The following is a 16,558-nucleotide window of genomic DNA, read 5'->3' on the forward strand; positions in this document are numbered from 1 at the left end:
CGGGCCCTAGCCATTTGGTTGGGGATTTCGCACAGAATCCCACGTAGGAGAATCTTGCGTCACCGCGACTCTCCGACATGTCGCCAGTCATGGCACACTGCACGGTCGAAATCGGTCTAGATTGCGGCGCCCGCTGCACCACAGCCCGCCAGTTCGCGAGAGGTGTCTTGTCGGTGCTGTGGTGCACTTAGTTGTGTGGCCGCAGGTTCGAATCCTGCCGGGGGCACCAGGTCAGAGTACGTTTCGAGGGGCAGCGTTCCCTTATCGTTCCCTAGACCACCAGCACAGACACCACCGCCCCGGCCTCACGTGAGGACCGGGGCGGTGGTTGTTTGACGGACTATGCGGCCAGGGCCAACTTGACGATGCCCTGCGGCTGGTACACGTCGAGACCGAAACGGCCCTCGTTACGTGCGCGCACCTGGTTGCGGGCGAAGTCGTCGGCAACGCTGTTTGACCACTGCATACGTACTGCGCCGTCGGTGGTGACCGCCAGTGCCCCGAGGTCGAACAGTAGGCCGGATTTCTCCGGTACCGCCGTACTCACCGCAATGCGCAGGCCCCACAGGAGTTGTGCCGCACGGGCCACCGGCAGCGAGGAACCGAGGTCCGGGGTGCCGTCCTGGCGGCGGGACAATTCGATTGCTTCCCAATCCAGCGGGTTCAGAATGATGCCCCCGCCCTCGTACCCGATCATTTCCAGCTTCGTCAGACCCTTACGCACGGTCGTGGTGGCGTCCGCAGAAAACGCCTGCAACTGCACGCCCGACGTGTTGAGCAATCCTGTGAGGTTCGGGCCAACGCCGTCGCCATTGAGCACCTGCGCCTCGACGGCGCGGTCGAGGCCGTACATCATCTCGTCTTGAACGAACGAACCGAGACTCTGCAAGTCTTCGAGCCAGTATTCGGGGGTCGGTTCGGCAACGTGCGCGATGACTTCGAGCTTGCCCTCGACACTGGTGATGCCGTACTCACTCGTCGGCTTGAGGTCACCGAGGGCAACCGGGGCCGCCTTGTTGTCCCGCTTGGTCTGGCGCAGGTACGTGTACGTCGGCGGGCGGTTCTTGACCGGCAGAATCGCCAGTGCCGAGGTCGACACCTTGCCCTGTTCGTAGACCGCCGAGTCGATCGGCGTGCCGGTGAGAACGTCACCACTCGATGCCAGGGCCTTGCTGCCACTCGGGTCTGCCATCTTGGTCACCAGACCGACGGTGGCGGCCTTGGCGCGGAAGTTCAGCCTGGAACCCTCGGGAATCTCACCGGTCGGGGTAGGGCCGCCATGGCCGCCCGTACCGCCGCCGAGGACCGACGCCTTGGCCGACGGAACCATGGTCGAGAACCGCGCCATGACCGCCGCCGATGCCTTGATCTGCACCGCCTTGGCGTCGAGCTTGTCGATAGCCCCCGCCGCCGCCTTGAGTGCCGCCTGTTCCTCGTCGTCGAGTTCGCGGCCCTCATCCTGCGCCACGGCCACAAGATCGCTACCGAGGGTCAACAGACGGGCCTTGGCCTCGTCGACGTGGCCCTGTGTGCCTGCCTCGGCCTTGGCCGCCAGGTCGAGTAGTTCCTTGATTTTCATATGGATCGGTCCCCTTTCGCGGGACTCACTGCGCCAACGAAACACGTTGGTGCACAACGGATACTGTGAGCCTCACGACGGGGTGTTCCCGGTCGGCGGGCGGTAATCCGCTGGCCTTTCCGGCGTCCACACTCGTTGGCGAGGATGACCCGGACGGCGGGGCGGTTGCCTGGCCGTTTCGACGTCATACAAAGGACAATACAGACCGAGAGCCGTTGCATGGCAACGGCTCTCGGGGTAACGCTACCCTAAAGGGGAGCAGGTACCGACCCGAACCGGGCGGCGGTGAAATAGGCGTCCCACGCCTTGACCGACGGCCCCGTGGGTGCCGCCTTGACCGCCAGTACCGAAGTCTCACGGTTGGCCCCCACCGGCACGAGAGACACCTCGTGTAGGTGCAGTTCTTCCAGGGACTTGTAATTGCCAAGGCGTGGGTCGCCCTTAACCGGGCGCGTGCGCACCTCGTCGTAGGCGAACGACAGTTGCGATAGCCGCCGCCCCTTGACGAGGCGGTACACCTGGTCACCGGTCGGCGTGTCGAGGTCCAACCTTCCGTGAATCTTGAGGCCCCGTTCGTCCTCGACCATCGACACCACCCCGCCGACGTTCATGTGTGGGTTCTTGGCGTCGTGGCCGTACAGGATCGGCAACGTGTTGCCCGACTTGGCCCACGCCGCAATCGACTTGGTGAACGCCCCCCGCTGCACTACGTCGCCGTAGCTGTCGAGTACGTCGAACACCGAGGCATAGGCGGTGAATTCACCCTCACCGAGGCCGTCGTCACCGCCTGCCTTGATCTTGCCGACCGTGATTCCCTTGTGTTTCATCGGTAGTTCCCCCACAACCTTTCGTCCCAATGCGCCGCCGCTATCGGGTCGCTCGTGTACGTCGTCGGCTCGTGTACCGCCGCGTAGTCCCCCGAGGCGTACACCGGCAGGATCGGGTACCTCGTCGGCCTTGCCTCGACCGTTGCGGCCTCGTCCCCTGCGGGCGTCTCGCTCACGTTCTCGGCGGGTTCGGGTGTCGGGCTTGGGTTCATCTGGTTCATCCTCGGTGTCGTCCTCGTCGGCGGGTTCCGGCGGTGTGGGTTCCTCGTTTGCCGGGGCCTCGTCGGATTCCTGCGGCATTGCGTCCTCGGGTGAGTCGGCGTCGAAATCCCACTCGGCGGGTAGGTCCGGTTTCGCGGCCACGACGGACTCACGAGGGGCCTCACCGAACAGGTCGATGTGATAGGCCGCGCATATCCGCTTGGCTCTGTCCTCCCCCACGTGTTTACCCAACGCGATGGTGCACCGTTCGTGGTCACCCTTGAATCCCCACGCCACTTTCGCGGCCCCTTTACCGAGGGTCCAATACAGCCGCAGGTCGAACGCATCGGGGTCGCGGGGGCCGGTGCGCGGGGCCTTGGTGAGGCCGAGGGGGTCGAACCGCGCCACCAGGGCGTCGAGTTCGGCGGCGTTCATCGCGCACCACCGCCCGCAAACGGGTTGTTCACGTCACCGGGTGGCACATCGGAGGCCGTGGCCCGCGCCGCTGCCGTCTCACTCGTGGGCGTGATACCGAAGGCCGTGGCCTGTAGACGATGCTCGACGAGGAACGCCTTGTAGAGCTTGACCTCGGGCCGCTCGACGTACTTGGTCGTGGTCGCCCCGGCGGCGTCACGCACCGTTGTGCGTTGCTTGAAACCGTTCTTACGCAGATACTTTCGGAGGCGCACCAGTTCCGACCACGTTTCGCACAGGTTGACCAGTGCGGCGCGGTCGGCGGGCTTGAGCCACGTTCTGATACCACTACCGTCCACGAGGCGGTCCCATTCCTGCGCCGCCTCGGCGGTGAGGTCGGTGGGCTTGTCGGGCACTCCACGTTCGACACCGGACTGAATCACCTTGCGCCCGCCGGAATCTCGGCCAGGGGAACGCCCGCTAATCAGTTTGAGGTTTGCGGGCTTCGGTGCGGGCATCGGTGACACCTCTCGTGGAATGGAACGCCGGGGCCGCGTCTCCACAAACACGGCCCCGGCGCAGGGCCGAACTCTCAAGGGAAAGCAACCACCACCCTACCCTCCCCCATACATGGCCGTGCATAGTCATGCACTCGTGGCACTCGGTGCCCCAGTTAGGGTGCCCTACTAATGAGGTCTCGACCACCATTGCCCTGATAAGGCCGCCGCCACCGGCCCGAGGGGGTGGGCACCCCGCCTCACGGGGCCATTCCCGGCTCTGAGAGCCACGCTCACAGCCGTTCGGCCAGGTTGAGCGCGTGAATGCGGTCGGAGGGAGGGGGGTCGTCATCCTTTGTACCAACCCCAAATTATGACCCCCCACCCCACCGGTTGCGGGAATGGCCCCGATAGCGGCAGCGACACCGCGTGTCACGCTCAAGTCTGGCACGCGGTGCCATGAAGAATCTGTGCATAAATGGTTGTTTTATGCACTGCCCTCGGTGGCCGATGCCTCGTCGGCCAGGGCCTCGGTTGCGCCGTCGGCACTGTACCGCTCAAGGATCGCCGCCCGCGCTACCTCCCGCCTTGCCTCCCGCCGTGCCACCGCAGTGTGCTTTGTCCGACAGTCCTCGTCGATGTAGGCCGATCCTCGCAACCGTGCGCGTCGGCGGCGGTCCTGTAGCGCCTCATCGACCAATTGAAACCAGGGATCGGCCATTGTGGCCTTCCGTGCTTCGGCAATGCGCCGTTGCCGCTCTGTCCTAGCCGCCATGCGCCACCGCCTTCGCCAGGTTGCGGCGCAACAGCGCATCTGTGCCCTCACCGTGTTGCATCTCAAAGTAGACGCTGGCCATGCTGGCCAAGGCCATGAGGGCGTTCACCATTGCCCTACCGTCGAGGTCGTCGACCACGGCCATGAGTTGTGCGGTGTCACCGTCCTGCATTGCCCTTAGGCCAAGCATCATGCGCAGTGCTGCCACATCGCCGTTCATCGGTTGCCGTCCTTATCGGCCAGGGCCTCGGCCTGCACCTGTTCGACGTACTCGACGAGCATGTCGAGGTTGCCCGTCGCGGTGAACATGTTGGCCAGCTCAAACGACAGTGCCAACGTGAGGTCTGAGAACCCGTACCGACCGGCGGCGCGCACCTGTTCCATGAGCAACGTCATGGCCGGTTGGTCGTTGCGGGCGGCGGCCAGGGCGGCACGTGCGGCCCATGCCCTGTGTTGTGCGGGTGGCGTTTTCATTGGCTGTGCCTTTCGGTTGGTTGGTATCGAGGTCGGTGCCGAACACGTCGACGGGCGGTGCCCTCACCGGTCGCCCAAGCCCGTTGGGCGTGAACCGTGGACCCGTGGACCCGTGGACCCCCGGTGCGCGTTGATTTCGGGTCACTCGGGAACCAAGGCCTGCCAAACGCATTTCCGCAGGTAAAACTATAAAAATATTGAGAATTGTCATTTCACAGGTGAGGCGTTTTGAGGTCCACAGACGCGCAGGGGTCCACGGGTCCACGGGTCCACGGTTCGTCACGACTCGACCCACCGGTCGGCGTTCCACTCGTAGGTGTCGTTGCCGCCGCGTGCGGGTGGGCCTTGGCGTACGGCCCCCTCATCGACGAGAACGGCCAACGCCTCGGCGCAGTAGATCCGGCGGGGTTGCCCCGGCTTGCCCGATCGCCCGATAGCGGCGGCGGTGAACGCCTGCCCCTTGCGCTTGGACAACCACGAGTGAATCGAGGCCGCACCCGTCTCGACGCCTTGGTCTCGGGTCTTGCGTGCACCTTCGTCGCGGTAGGCGTCCGACGCCCCACGTGACTCATGGGCGTCACGCATGGACTTGGCCAACACTCGTTGCACCTCGGCCCGTACGCGGTCACTGTGGGTCAACAGGAGGCCCGCCAGGTGCCAGTCCTCGGCGGTCACGTCGGCGCGACTGTGCAACACCGCTACCGCCCCCGCCAACTTGAGCCGAACCAGGTTGCGGTGCGCGTCGATACCGGTGAGTGCGTCCTTGCTGCGCACCAACACGTGTTCGCGGTCGGTGATGATCTGTTCGGCCACCGAGTCGGCCACACCCATGAACACGGTCTCGTCACCCGTACGGCCCCACGCCGGTGCCGCAATGGCCATGGTTGCGCGTTCCCCGCGGTGCCCGCCAATGGTGCGGCCATAGTCGGCGGTGTCGGCCCACACTAGGCGTTGCGGTAGTCCACCGCCCTCACCGGCCAGCATTTCACCGGCACGTTCGGGTTGGACACCGAGTGTGACCACGGCGCGGTACGTGAACGGGTCCAACTCGGAACGACGCTCGACGGACTTGGTGTGCACGCCAAGTTGTTTGCCGTCCCACAACCGGCGTAGTTCGGAACTCAACTGCAACGAGTCGCTTTTCATCATCGAACTAGCGGTGTCAATCTCGGCAAAATCAATCCACGCCGTGCGCCGAATCAGCTTGTGCACCAACTTTTCGCGTTGTTTCTTACCGTCCTTGTCGACGGGCGTTACCTTGCGCCAGTCCCGGAACAACGTCGCGAACGCCTGCCCCGAACCGACGGTGATTGCCGTGAGGGCACTCTCGACCGTCTGCCCCGCCTCGATAAGGCCGTGGTCCTCGGTAGGGTCACGGTCCCAAACCAGCATCCCGCCGTCGGAACCAGCACCCTTACCGGCACCGGAACCGCCCACGAGTGCGGTGATCGAGTTGAGGGACGCGCCGGAACTACCGACCACGGCGGGCAACCGCACCCACCACGGCGTCAACAGGGCGGCGTGGGCCAACGCCAGGAACAACGCCGCCCACGGCCCCACGAGCCGAATACGGGCCTGTTCGAGGACGTGCGCGGTGACTGCTGAGAACCCGAATACCTCGGCCATGAGTGCGGCGTCGTGCGGGTCGGTCGAGGCGGTAGCCACTTCCAGGGGTTCGCCGGTACCTAACACCTCGATCCCCTCGGGGATACCGAGGGCCGTGGCAGCTGCCCCGAGGTCACCGCCGTAGTGCCGGTTGGCGACGAATTGGATACGGGAATAGGTGCCCCCGCCCCGCAGGCCCTCAGGCGGGTTGTCCGTCCAAACATGTAGTGGTGCATGACCGTTCGATGCGTCGTAACTACCCTCGGTGCACGTGACCTCGTGGGCGGTGGCCGACTTGTGAGAGTCGTGCGGCCCCGGCGCGGTCCACTCGGGGCAACCACAGTTCGAGACCCGACCCGAGTCCGACCAACCGTCGGCGGTCAACACCTGCGCCCACGGCACCGACGCCGACCACACGTCGATGTTCGAGGAGTCCCCACCCGCCGAGGCCCGTGGTTCTGGCCGTTCGATGATCTTGGCGTACAACCACTCGGGTAGCTCACGAACACCGCCACGCCAGACGTACGGCCCCTCGGGACGCACACTCGGCGGTATCAGTATTTGCCGGTCAGCGTAGTAGGCGGTCCACCCGTCGACACTGTACGAACCACTCTCGGGAACGGTGACGCCCTCGGGAACGGTGAACCAGAAATGCCCACCATCCTTGTGCACCCACGGGTCGAACGGCACTGCCACGGTGGCATCGAACCGGCCCGGTGAGTCCACCGTCGGCGCAATCTCACCACCTCCGTTGTCGGCGTACGCCTTGCGGAATGCATCGACGGCGAACGCGGTATCGGCGTCGATGACAACCAACCTCGACCGGTCAACCTCGACGCCGAGGTTGACCGCCCCGGCCCCGTACCGTTTCTCGGCGGTCGCCACATACTTCGCCAGGCGTACGGCGTCGGTGGTGGCCAGGTGGACGCCTGCGGGTTGCTTGGCACGTGCCCACTCGGCGTTACCGGCGGCCTTGGCGGTTGCCTGTGCGGCCACGTTGTCAGTGCGTTTGTCGGCGGCAGACCGTAGGTCGAGGGGCGGCTTACCCATGGGTTCGACCATGACGACGGCCAGACCGGCGGCGGCCAGTCCTTGCACGTACTCGGTGAGGTCGGTCTTGTCGCCAATGCCACGGCCCCCGAGGACGGCCTCGACGGCGTTGGCCCTCACTTGGTGCCACCGTTCCGGCGTGCCGCACGGCGGGCCGCACGGTTGCACCCTGCGCCGTAGAACGGGCACGTAGGCGCATGGACGACGCGCACCACGGCCCGCTTGCCGGTCATTGACACAAGGTCGAACGACGCGTTGCAATCGGGGCACGCCGACGCCGGTATGTCACCGGGCTCGAACACGGTTACATACCCTGAACTGGTACTATTGGTCTCGTTCATGAAATGGTCCGATCTGTGCAGTGCGAAAACCTCGGCTTGGCGGGCCGGGGTTTTTCGCTGTCAGTAGGAATGGCCGGTGTGCGTGCTGCGGCGTGCCATGGCGGGGTTGGCGTCCTAGTGATTTCTGCGGGCATTGCGTGCAAGTTCGGTCAAGTAGCCGAACATGGTGCCGTACAAGGCGATAACGGCGGCGGTCATTTCGCCGTGCCAATTGGGGTGAGTAGTGCGTCGACTGCGGTCACGTCGATACGCACCTGACGACCGGCCAGACGGAACGCGGGCAACCTGCCGTCACGTATCCAACGACGGATAGTCGAATCCTCGACACCGAGGGCGTCGGCGGCTTGGGCGATGGTAATGAGTTTGCGGGCCATGGTCTCTACTTCCAACAGGTGACGGAATGGACTCGTGACCGGTTGGGGGCCTGGTTACCCGACTCGTCGATATGTGCACGGGGCGTCAACCGCGCTGCCTCAACAGTTCTACACGAACGTACCCACAGAACGCAACAACCCCACAACCAAAGTGGTTGCGGGGCAGTTGATTACGCATGATGAAAGTAACGGGTTAAGTAACGCGCCAGTATCACCGCAGTAACACCGATTACGGGGTCACCATTGCCGACAACTTGGCCGCAATATCGGCGTCACGGCCCGCCGCTACATGCTGGTATCGCATGGCCATGTTCGGCGTGGCGTGCCCGAGGCGTCCCATGAGTTCGGCGGTGGTTGCCCCCACCTGCGCCGCCAACACGGCACCGACGTGGCGTAGGTCGTGCACCGTGAGTTCTGGTTTGCCGATAGCCGAGGCCGCCGCCTTGAATGGGCGGCGGTAATCCCAATCCCCAATGTGGTCACCGTCTTTCGAGGGGAACAACAGGGCGGTCTTGGCACGGCCTACGTGGGTGGCCAGGTGGGCAACCACCGCCGCCTGTACGTGCGGTGGCACGCTCACGTCTCGACGGCCCGCCTTGGTCTTGGGTGTGTCGACCCGATACTCACGGTCCCGGTACGTCACGGCGCGGCGTACGCGGATGATCGACCCGTCGGCCTCCACATCACCCCGGCGTAGTTCCTTGAACTCACCCGAGCGCAACCCGCACCAACCGGCCAGCAATACCGACAACGAGAGCGGGGCGGGCATCGCGTCGGCCAGGGCCGCCAGCTCGGCGGGGGTCAACAGGTTGATAGCCCTCGACCGTTCGGCACCCATGGCCTTGCGGATCACGCACGGGTTGGCGTCCAACACCTCGTCGTGCACGGCGGTGGCGCAAATGGCGTGCAATAGGGCGTAGGCATGAGCCTTACGGGTGTCCCCCGTCGTCAATCCCGCGTGCCAGGTGCGGACGGTGGCGGGCCGCAAGGAACCCATTTCGAGGCCGCCGAGGCCGGGGCCGATATGCAGACGCAACAGGTCGTCGTACAACGACCGGGTGCGCGGCTTGAGGGTGCGTTCGGCCAACCATTTCTCGGCGTACTCGGTGAGGGTGAGACCCCGTTCGACCTCCGCCCCCGGTGGCCGCCACGTCCCGAGGTCGATTTTCTTGCGTTCGGCGGCAACCCACGCCTCGGCCTCCCACTTGAACGGGTACGTCACCGGTGCCGCATACCGCACACCGTCGGCGGGGGCAATGTACGACGCACGCCACCGCCCCGAGGGCAGTTCCTTGACCGTTCCGAATGACCTACGTTGCCGTGCCGTCATGGCGTGCCCCTGCGTTCCCTTATCGTTCCCTTGCAATACCTACAAAAGAGTATCGGTGCACACTTCTACCCGTTACGGCCACACCGAAAACGTGCACGTAGAACGGCATATGCGCAGGTATCGGGACCAAGGCCCCCGCCCTCATAAACAGGTTCGAATCCTGCCGGGGCACCACAAGATTTGCATCACGAATAGTCACGCTGCGTGGATAAAGCGATCTCTCTTCAGACCGATCCGATCCGGACCGAAACCTAGCCCACAAATTGCGTACCGTCCGCAGTAATCTGCCTCGCATGAAGAAGGCGCTTCCGAAGACCCTGAAGTCACTCGCCCGGACCGTTGGAATCCTGGCACTCGCGATCGTCGTTGTATCCGTCGTCGAGCGGTTCACCGGCGCACACCAACCGACTACCGGTCCCGCCTCGTTGACCGGACCCGACCAATCGTTGTAGCCCTTCCCTGCGACTCGTTGTAGCCCTTCCCTGCGACAAGGTCGTCTCACGAAGTTCTACGACGACGAGTCGGTAGGCAAGAGTCCACCAATGGCGGCTGAGTCGCATGCAACACACTGTGCGGAGCGGCCCGCGAGTGTCACAGAATCTCTGGGCTCCGGATCCCAGGGCGTAACAGCAACCGGGGCAGTCAAACCTTGCGGGCAGCCGTGGGTGTAGCGCCATTGACACAAGCTGCGTCAGAATGGTTGCGCGAGAACTTGATTCGAAGGTCCGATTTCGCGAAGTGTCCAGAGAGCTGCGAAAAGTACCGTCTGTGGGACCTCGCGGCCACTCGGTACGGTTGCTCGGATGTGGCGACTGCGCACCGATCGAACCGGCCGCATCCGCCGTCAGCGACTACGCAACGACCGTCACCATTTGACTCCGGGCATCGAAAGCGCTTGAAAAGTCAGCCATTTCATCGTGCCGAGATGCGCGAGAACGACCTGAACTTGCGAGGTCTCGAGATCTTCGAAGAAGCCTCCGACATGGCATTTTCCGAGATCCACTCACATTCCAGGCTGTGCCTCATCCGTGCGCACAAGAGCGTCGCCAAAAGTCGCTGCGGCGCGTGATCAGCTGGACTGACGTAACCGTACCGAAGGCTTTCTACGAAAAGCTGGGCGATTCTTCGTCTCGAAATGCCATGTCGGCCCCCGAAGCATTAGCGACGGTTAACTCAGGCCGAAATCTAATCTGCTAAGAAAAACGAATCTAATGTGACCCCTATCTCTGGATCCTTTCAGAACAGGGGTTTCGATGACGCGCGACTGAATTCACCCCCTAATTCACCCTCCTCCTATGCACAGAAAAATGATTTGCATTTATGTCGAGCGTGTGTGCACAGATAATTCGCTCCACGCCTTGTCGTTCCGACAGCAAATAAGGGGCGGTGAACTGCATAAAGGCCCATTCGGTACAGCAGCGCGGACTCGGCTCGGCCGCTCACCGATTGTCGACAGGAGCCAGGGCAGGTATACAACTGATGGTCGAGATCGAATTGTGATGAACCAGCCAGTTAACTTGGAAAAAATCAACGGAAGATAGATATGGCCAGTTAAGCGCAGTTTTTCTTGCATGGACGCACGTCCATGGCGTGTCCAGCTATGCGATTTGCTCGTGTTAGATTCCTGATTGCGCATCGCCCGGTTTGCGCCTTCTGCGTTGTTTGCGCGGAATTTGCATCTTCTCGCGAACGGCCCCGCGCACATTTCCTTACGTTGTGCCAAAGAAAGGAATTTCATGAAAACCGTCACGGCAGCGAAGCACGCAGCACGAAGACTCCCCCTCGGAGCCATCGCACTGTTGCTATTGCTATCCGGGATAGTACTCATGCCCGAACTGCAATGAATCGCGCAGGAAAGATCCTCGGCCGCAGCCTTTAGTACCTCGTAGGTCGTCGCGTTAGGTAACACCGGCGATCGATCTTTCTTGGAATTTCCTGGCCTACCCAGAGCCGGCCGTCGGTCTGCGCTGGCGCCAACCAGGTCCGATTACCAACTGTTCGGCTCCGCAATAGGACGCCTGAGAATCACCAACGCTCGCATCCAGGCTCCAGAGCTGCTCAAAGGTCCCGTTTCGCTATTCGACGGCCCCGGAAACGGGGCCCAAATCATGTGTTCTGAACGAAAGGTGTTCGTCATGCGTAACCGTGTCTTCCCACGCCGTGCCGGGGAGGGGGTGGTGTCTCGGTGGGCAGCTTTGGGGATGATCGTTGCGGTCCTGGCGCTGGTCGTATCGTCGTTCTCATTCGTCCAAGTTGCCTCAGCAGATGACATCGGGACCTCGACCACCACAGGTCCGACCACCACAGTTCCGACCACAACGAAGCCGCCCGCGACTACGACGGAGGCGCCACTGAAAACGACGGCGCCGCCTACTTCCACGTCGGAGTCACCCACTTCTGCGAAACCGCCGATCACAACCACAGCGCCCCCGTCTACGACTTCTGTGGCGGCGCAGCGACTGGCCGCACGCGGAGTCAATCCCGGCATCGATGTGAATATCACCAACGTCCAGGTCGAGGGAAAGAACGACCAGCAGATAACGGTCGGGGACTCCGTCACGGTGAAGGGCACCTGGGACGCGTCAAGCGCGAGCCCGCAACCGGGCGACCAGTTCACCATCGGATTCCCTGACGAGTTGAAGCTCCAGTCCAACCCGACGATCGCGCTCGCGGGCGACGACGGGACGGTTTGGGGCACATGCGATCTGGTTGCTTCCACCAATCTGATGACGTGTGTTCTCTCCGATGCCGTGGCGGATCGCCCAGACGAGGTGAAGGGCGATTTCTTCGTCTACACGAAGGCAGTCGAGTACACCACGTCAGAGACTGTGGATTTCACGATCAACAACAAGGTCACGCCGGTCGAACTGCCCGGCACGGGCGGCATCACCGACGGCCGCGTAATCGGCGAGTCGACGAAGTCCGGCAAACTCCAGGACAACAAGCAGTCAGTGCGGTGGACCATCGACATCCCCGGCGCCGATCTGGCCAAGTTGGACGCAGGCAACACCGGTTCGGTGACCCTGAGCGACGAGCTCTCCGACAACATGAAGGTGTGTGCGGGCAGCCTGCTCAACGCGAAGCTGTGGTCCGGTCGCCCGGGCGATCTCAAAGAGACCCCCGGCGGCGTCACCGTCACCCAACCCGACGCGGGTGATCAGGTCACCATCAAGATCAACAACGGCGCGCCCTTCGAGGGCAACAAGCTCTACCGCATCGAGTACACCTCATGCACGACCAGCGGCGTGGTGGATCTCAAGGGGACTCAGTACACCAACTCCGTGACGATCGGTGACAACACGGTCGCTTCGGATGGCGTGGGACAGGACTATGCGCCGCAGACCGAGCCTTGGAAGGGTGGCTACCTCGACGGCGGCAAGCGCAATATGGAAGCCGTCTGGACGATTGTGGTCCCGGGCACCGACATTGCCGCCAACAACCACAAGATCGACATCACCGACACCTTCGGCGGCCCCCATGCGGTCTGTGCCTCGGGCGTGCAGGTAGTCATCGAGAAGTCTGACTACCTCCCAGGGCGGGAGAACGAACCCAACTACCGCACTCCTGCCGCAGGATTCACCATTGCTCCCATCGGCGCAGTAGCCGGCGCGAGTACCTTCACCGCGGCGATCACTGTGGATAACCCGGCCACGTTTAACGAAGAGCAGTATTACTATCTCACGTACCGGACCTGCCTGACCACCACAGAGGTGCCGGACTCCGAGGACCATCTCACCAACTCGGCGGTCGTCAACAAGACGTCGATCACGGGAAAGACTGAGGGGCCTGGGTTCACGAGCGGCAAGAACGGCGCGATCAACACCACGTCGCAGCCTGTCGGCGGTGTGGAGCAGCCGGCAGGCACCACCCTCAATTGGACCGTGGAAATCTCAGGACACGATCTCGAGGGCCTTACGGAACCGGCGGTCATCAACGACAGGTTCTCACCGAACATGACGGTGTGTGAAATCGGCGGCGATCTCAAGAGCAACCTCAATCTCAAGGTCGTCGCGCAAGACTTCTTCGACGGCAACAAGAAACGCGATATAACCGACGCCACCTCGGTGGCGCGCGCCGACGGCGGTTTCGATCTCACCCTCCCTCGGGACGCGGACGGTTACAGCCGTCAGACGAAGTACCTCGTCAGCTACACCCTGTGCACCAGCAGCGGCGGACTGGACCAGCGCGACACGGAATACTCCAACACCCTCACCTATGCCGGCAAGCAGACGCTGTCGAAGAGCGTCAAGCAGGAATGGGGCGGCGGCGGCACAGGTCAAGGTGTGTCGCGGGGCTCGTTCTCGCTGCTGAAGGAGATCGCTCCCTTCTCCGAGAAATTCCCGGAGGACACCGAGTTCACTGTGAAAGTCGAGGAGTTCGCCCCCGGGCAAGATCCAGCGACCGACGCCCCGGTGAGCTCCTACGAGATCAAGGTGAAGGCTGACGGGACACCGGTCAGTGGGATCAACCCCCGCGGAACCGGCTGGCAGATCCGACTGTCCGAGATCAACCTCCCAACCGTTGACGGCGTGTACTTCGAGAGAGGGACGTTCCGCCCGTCGGAGGGTGTGACGCTCAACGGGGACCGCACCGAGGCACTGGTGACCATCACGCCTAAAAGCAATGTCGGTGTCACACTGCTCAACAAAGCGAGTCTGGGATCGGCGCGGATCACCAAGTCCGTCATCGGTGACGGAGCGCGCACGGGACTCGAGGCTTTCGTTGTCAACGCAGAGATCGCCTTCGGTGACGACGCCGCCGGCAACGAGTTGCGTCAATTCACTCTGAAGGACGGCCAGCACTACGACCTGGGCAAATTGCCCATCGGAGCGAAAGTCACCTTCACCGAGGTCCAACCGATGAACACCGACCTCGTGACGTGGTCGCTGCCGGTGATCAGCCCGAAAATGCTCACCATCGGCACCGATGCGTCGGCGAACACGGTCTCCGTCACCAACGAGGCCACGATCACGCAAGGCACCTTCGAAGTGAGCAAGAAGCTCACGGGCCCGAAGGCGTTCGACAAGGCCGTACCGGCCAGCTTCGACGTGATTGCCACCTGGCTCGACACGGACGACAACCCGCAGAGCAAGACGCTGTCTCTTCCGTCCGACGGCACGGCGGTTTCGTTCGGCGAGAACCTGCCGGGCGGCACCGAAGTCACACTGACAGAGCTGGTTCCGGCAAACGGTGACGGTCTCGCTTATGGCGTGCCCGCATACTCCGGGAATGTCAGGATCAGTCCGGACAACGCAGCCGTGGTGACCATCGGCAAGGATCTGCGCAAGATCGAGGTGTCGAACTTCGTCGACGTCAACGACGGCACTCTGCGCATCGCAAAGCAGGTCGGCGGTGAGGCCGCCGAGGCCGTCGGCGACGACGTGGAGTTCACGGTCGAAGCGCGTTGGCGCGACGGTGTGGAGTACCGCACCCAGGTGCTGAGCGTCAAGCAGGGACAGACCACACCGCTCGGCGTCGACCTCCCTGTCGGCACCGAGGTGACCTTCACCGAGACCGGCCGTCCCGATGTCGACGGAGTCGAGTGGGGCACGATCTCCTGGGGCACCAGCCCGGAAGGCGAATCGTGGCTGCACTCGAACCTCGACGGCACCGCGACGGGCATAGTCTCCGACGACCCGACCGACGGTCGACTGATCACGCTGTCGAACGAGGCGCTGTGGAAATTCGGATTGGTCGAATTCACGAAGTTCATCCTCGACGCTGACGGCAACCCCGTCCGCGCACCCGAGGCCGACCTGCCTGACAGCGCGACGTTCGAGGTCCGCATCGACGGAATCGATCCGGCACTCCCCGCTGGAACTGATTTCCCGGCAGTGGGCCAGACCATCACCCTCGATGCCGGAAACGACTGGAGCTGGACGTCCGACGAGGTTGTGCCGCGGAACACCGTGATCACCTTCTCCGAGGTCGACCCCAAGCCACTGGCCGGTATCGACTGGGCGCGGCCGTACTACTACGTCTCCGCGGATGCCGGTGACGCCGATTACCGCGACACCGTCAAGGCGGTGGCCGGTGAGAAGGCTGTGGTGGAGATCCACAACCGCCCGATCCCGACCACCGAGGTGGATATCGACAAGATCGTGACCGGCCCCAAGGGCAGCCAGGTGGCCAAGGACGGATCCACGATCTTCCAGGTCACGGCTACGTGGACGGACATCGACAATGAGGCGCGGTCTTGTGTTCTCGATGTCAAGCCGGGCGCTTCGGTCACTCCGACCGCCCAGTGCGACGCAGCCGTCATCGACGGCCGGGTCCAGTTCCCGCTGAACACCGACATCACTTTCACAGAAACCGGTGCTCACACCGACGTCACCAACGTCAAGTGGGGTGAAGTGATCTGGGGCGTCAAGGAAGGCAAGGCGGATGTCTCGAAGATCGACGGCGAACCGACCGCAACTTCCGTCAAGCTCACCGGCGAAGCAAACAAGTCGGTGGTCCTGGGACTCGAGAACAAAACCAGCAGCAATGGGCTGATCATCATCCCGATCCCGATCCCGCTGCCGCCGTGGGAAATCCCGACATGGCCGGGCTCTGAAGTACCCGGAGGACCAGGCACTGACGTGTCGACTCCCGGCAACAACGCTCCCGGCAACAACGGTGGTGGACACAACGGTGCTCCGGGCACACCTGCTCCGGGAAATCCTGCTCAGGCCAAACCGGACCAGTCATCGTCCCTGCCGGTAACCGGCGCGAACGTCATCTGGCTCGCCGGTCTGGCGCTGGCACTGATCGGCGGTGGAGCATGGCTCACCCTGCGTAACCGCAAGCGTGCACCCGGCCAGGAGTAACTCCCAACCAGGAATACCGAAACAGGGCGGGTGCGACATACGCCTGGTCGCACCCGCCCTGTTTCACCGTCACGACGTATTTATCTCGCGGCCGCCCCCGTGGCCCACCCCTCGAAGGAGAAACACCATGTCATTCCTCCCGTTCCCGATCGTCATCGAAGGCATCGAGACCACTGGTTCTGCCGCGATCGACGGCCTCGGTCGCCTGTCCGTACTCCTTTACGATCTCCTCGGCGGTACCGGAAGCGCCACGATCGACGCGGGCAGCTAGTTCGATGCGGC

14 protein-coding genes are annotated in these 16,558 nt (G+C 63.2%); 4 read left to right on the forward strand and 10 right to left on the reverse strand.

Annotation, left to right across the window (positions count from 1 at the left end; all coding sequences use genetic code 11):
- Positions 1-340: 340 nt before the first annotated feature.
- The 10 genes from V3587_RS22870 to V3587_RS22915 form a co-directional block, all read right to left on the reverse strand.
- On the reverse strand, positions 341-1,579 hold the full coding sequence (locus V3587_RS22870) for a phage major capsid protein (RefSeq protein ID WP_283377258.1): 1,239 nt from the start codon (positions 1,577-1,579) through the stop codon (positions 341-343).
- A gap of 248 nt (positions 1,580-1,827) precedes the next feature.
- Positions 1,828-3,042, reverse strand: coding sequence for an HK97 family phage prohead protease (locus tag V3587_RS22875; protein ID WP_283377259.1), 1,215 nt, complete (start codon positions 3,040-3,042; stop codon positions 1,828-1,830).
- Positions 3,039-3,539 (reverse strand): P27 family phage terminase small subunit, encoded by a 501-nt coding sequence (locus V3587_RS22880; protein WP_257899208.1) that lies wholly within the window; start codon positions 3,537-3,539, stop codon positions 3,039-3,041. The genes V3587_RS22875 and V3587_RS22880 overlap by 4 nt, the downstream gene beginning before the upstream one ends.
- Before the next feature lie 466 nt (positions 3,540-4,005).
- The gene (locus V3587_RS22885) at positions 4,006-4,239 is read right to left on the reverse strand and encodes a hypothetical protein (RefSeq protein WP_283383822.1); all 234 of its coding nucleotides are present in this window, start codon (positions 4,237-4,239) and stop codon (positions 4,006-4,008) included.
- A gap of 43 nt (positions 4,240-4,282) precedes the next feature.
- Complete coding sequence (locus V3587_RS22890; RefSeq protein WP_283377261.1) at positions 4,283-4,513, reverse strand: hypothetical protein; 231 nt, start codon at positions 4,511-4,513, stop codon at positions 4,283-4,285.
- A complete protein-coding gene (locus V3587_RS22895; RefSeq protein WP_283377262.1) occupies positions 4,510-4,767 on the reverse strand; it encodes a hypothetical protein in 258 nt (85 codons plus the stop codon). The genes V3587_RS22890 and V3587_RS22895 overlap by 4 nt, the downstream gene beginning before the upstream one ends.
- A gap of 279 nt (positions 4,768-5,046) precedes the next feature.
- Positions 5,047-7,542 (reverse strand): bifunctional DNA primase/polymerase, encoded by a 2,496-nt coding sequence (locus V3587_RS22900; protein ID WP_283377263.1) that lies wholly within the window; start codon positions 7,540-7,542, stop codon positions 5,047-5,049.
- The gene (locus tag V3587_RS22905) at positions 7,539-7,763 is read right to left on the reverse strand and encodes a hypothetical protein (RefSeq protein ID WP_283377264.1); all 225 of its coding nucleotides are present in this window, start codon (positions 7,761-7,763) and stop codon (positions 7,539-7,541) included. Before V3587_RS22905 ends, V3587_RS22900 begins: the two co-directional genes overlap by 4 nt.
- A gap of 194 nt (positions 7,764-7,957) precedes the next feature.
- Entirely contained in the window at positions 7,958-8,137 is a 180-nt protein-coding gene (locus V3587_RS22910) for an excisionase family DNA-binding protein (protein ID WP_283377265.1), read from the reverse strand.
- Positions 8,138-8,366: 229 nt separating this feature from the next.
- A complete protein-coding gene (locus tag V3587_RS22915) occupies positions 8,367-9,467 on the reverse strand; it encodes a tyrosine-type recombinase/integrase (RefSeq protein WP_283377266.1) in 1,101 nt (366 codons plus the stop codon).
- A 293-nt stretch (positions 9,468-9,760) separates the two neighbouring features.
- Here V3587_RS22915 and V3587_RS22920 point away from each other — a divergent pair, with 293 nt between their 5' ends.
- From V3587_RS22920 to V3587_RS22935, 4 genes are all read left to right on the forward strand, one after another.
- Positions 9,761-9,919 (forward strand): hypothetical protein, encoded by a 159-nt coding sequence (locus tag V3587_RS22920; protein ID WP_003945304.1) that lies wholly within the window; start codon positions 9,761-9,763, stop codon positions 9,917-9,919.
- Between the two features lie 473 nt (positions 9,920-10,392).
- On the forward strand, positions 10,393-10,536 hold the full coding sequence (locus V3587_RS22925) for a hypothetical protein (protein WP_283377267.1): 144 nt from the start codon (positions 10,393-10,395) through the stop codon (positions 10,534-10,536).
- Positions 10,537-11,668: 1,132 nt separating this feature from the next.
- The gene (locus V3587_RS22930; protein WP_411742244.1) at positions 11,669-16,276 is read left to right on the forward strand and encodes a DUF5979 domain-containing protein; all 4,608 of its coding nucleotides are present in this window, start codon (positions 11,669-11,671) and stop codon (positions 16,274-16,276) included.
- Between the two features lie 127 nt (positions 16,277-16,403).
- A complete protein-coding gene (locus V3587_RS22935; protein WP_007733341.1) occupies positions 16,404-16,547 on the forward strand; it encodes a hypothetical protein in 144 nt (47 codons plus the stop codon).
- The last annotated feature ends 11 nt before the right edge of the window (positions 16,548-16,558 follow it).

Source organism: Rhodococcus sp. IEGM 1306, assembly GCF_036541985.1.
GTDB classification, from domain to species: Bacteria; Actinomycetota; Actinomycetes; order Mycobacteriales; family Mycobacteriaceae; genus Rhodococcus_F; species Rhodococcus_F qingshengii.

Coding starts and splice junctions, on each gene's coding strand:
- V3587_RS22930 (WP_411742244.1), top strand. CDS start 11,669: ATGATCGTTGCGGTCCTGGCGCTGGTCGTATCGTCGTTCTCATTCGTC.
- V3587_RS22895 (WP_283377262.1), bottom strand. CDS start 4,767: ATGAAAACGCCACCCGCACAACACAGGGCATGGGCCGCACGTGCCGCC.
- V3587_RS22890 (WP_283377261.1), bottom strand. CDS start 4,513: ATGAACGGCGATGTGGCAGCACTGCGCATGATGCTTGGCCTAAGGGCA.
- V3587_RS22870 (WP_283377258.1), bottom strand. CDS start 1,579: ATGAAAATCAAGGAACTACTCGACCTGGCGGCCAAGGCCGAGGCAGGC.
- V3587_RS22875 (WP_283377259.1), bottom strand. CDS start 3,042: ATGAACGCCGCCGAACTCGACGCCCTGGTGGCGCGGTTCGACCCCCTC.
- V3587_RS22905 (WP_283377264.1), bottom strand. CDS start 7,763: ATGAACGAGACCAATAGTACCAGTTCAGGGTATGTAACCGTGTTCGAG.
- V3587_RS22920 (WP_003945304.1), top strand. CDS start 9,761: ATGAAGAAGGCGCTTCCGAAGACCCTGAAGTCACTCGCCCGGACCGTT.
- V3587_RS22910 (WP_283377265.1), bottom strand. CDS start 8,137: ATGGCCCGCAAACTCATTACCATCGCCCAAGCCGCCGACGCCCTCGGT.
- V3587_RS22935 (WP_007733341.1), top strand. CDS start 16,404: ATGTCATTCCTCCCGTTCCCGATCGTCATCGAAGGCATCGAGACCACT.
- V3587_RS22915 (WP_283377266.1), bottom strand. CDS start 9,467: ATGACGGCACGGCAACGTAGGTCATTCGGAACGGTCAAGGAACTGCCC.
- V3587_RS22880 (WP_257899208.1), bottom strand. CDS start 3,539: ATGCCCGCACCGAAGCCCGCAAACCTCAAACTGATTAGCGGGCGTTCC.
- V3587_RS22925 (WP_283377267.1), top strand. CDS start 10,393: ATGCGCGAGAACGACCTGAACTTGCGAGGTCTCGAGATCTTCGAAGAA.
- V3587_RS22885 (WP_283383822.1), bottom strand. CDS start 4,239: ATGGCCGATCCCTGGTTTCAATTGGTCGATGAGGCGCTACAGGACCGC.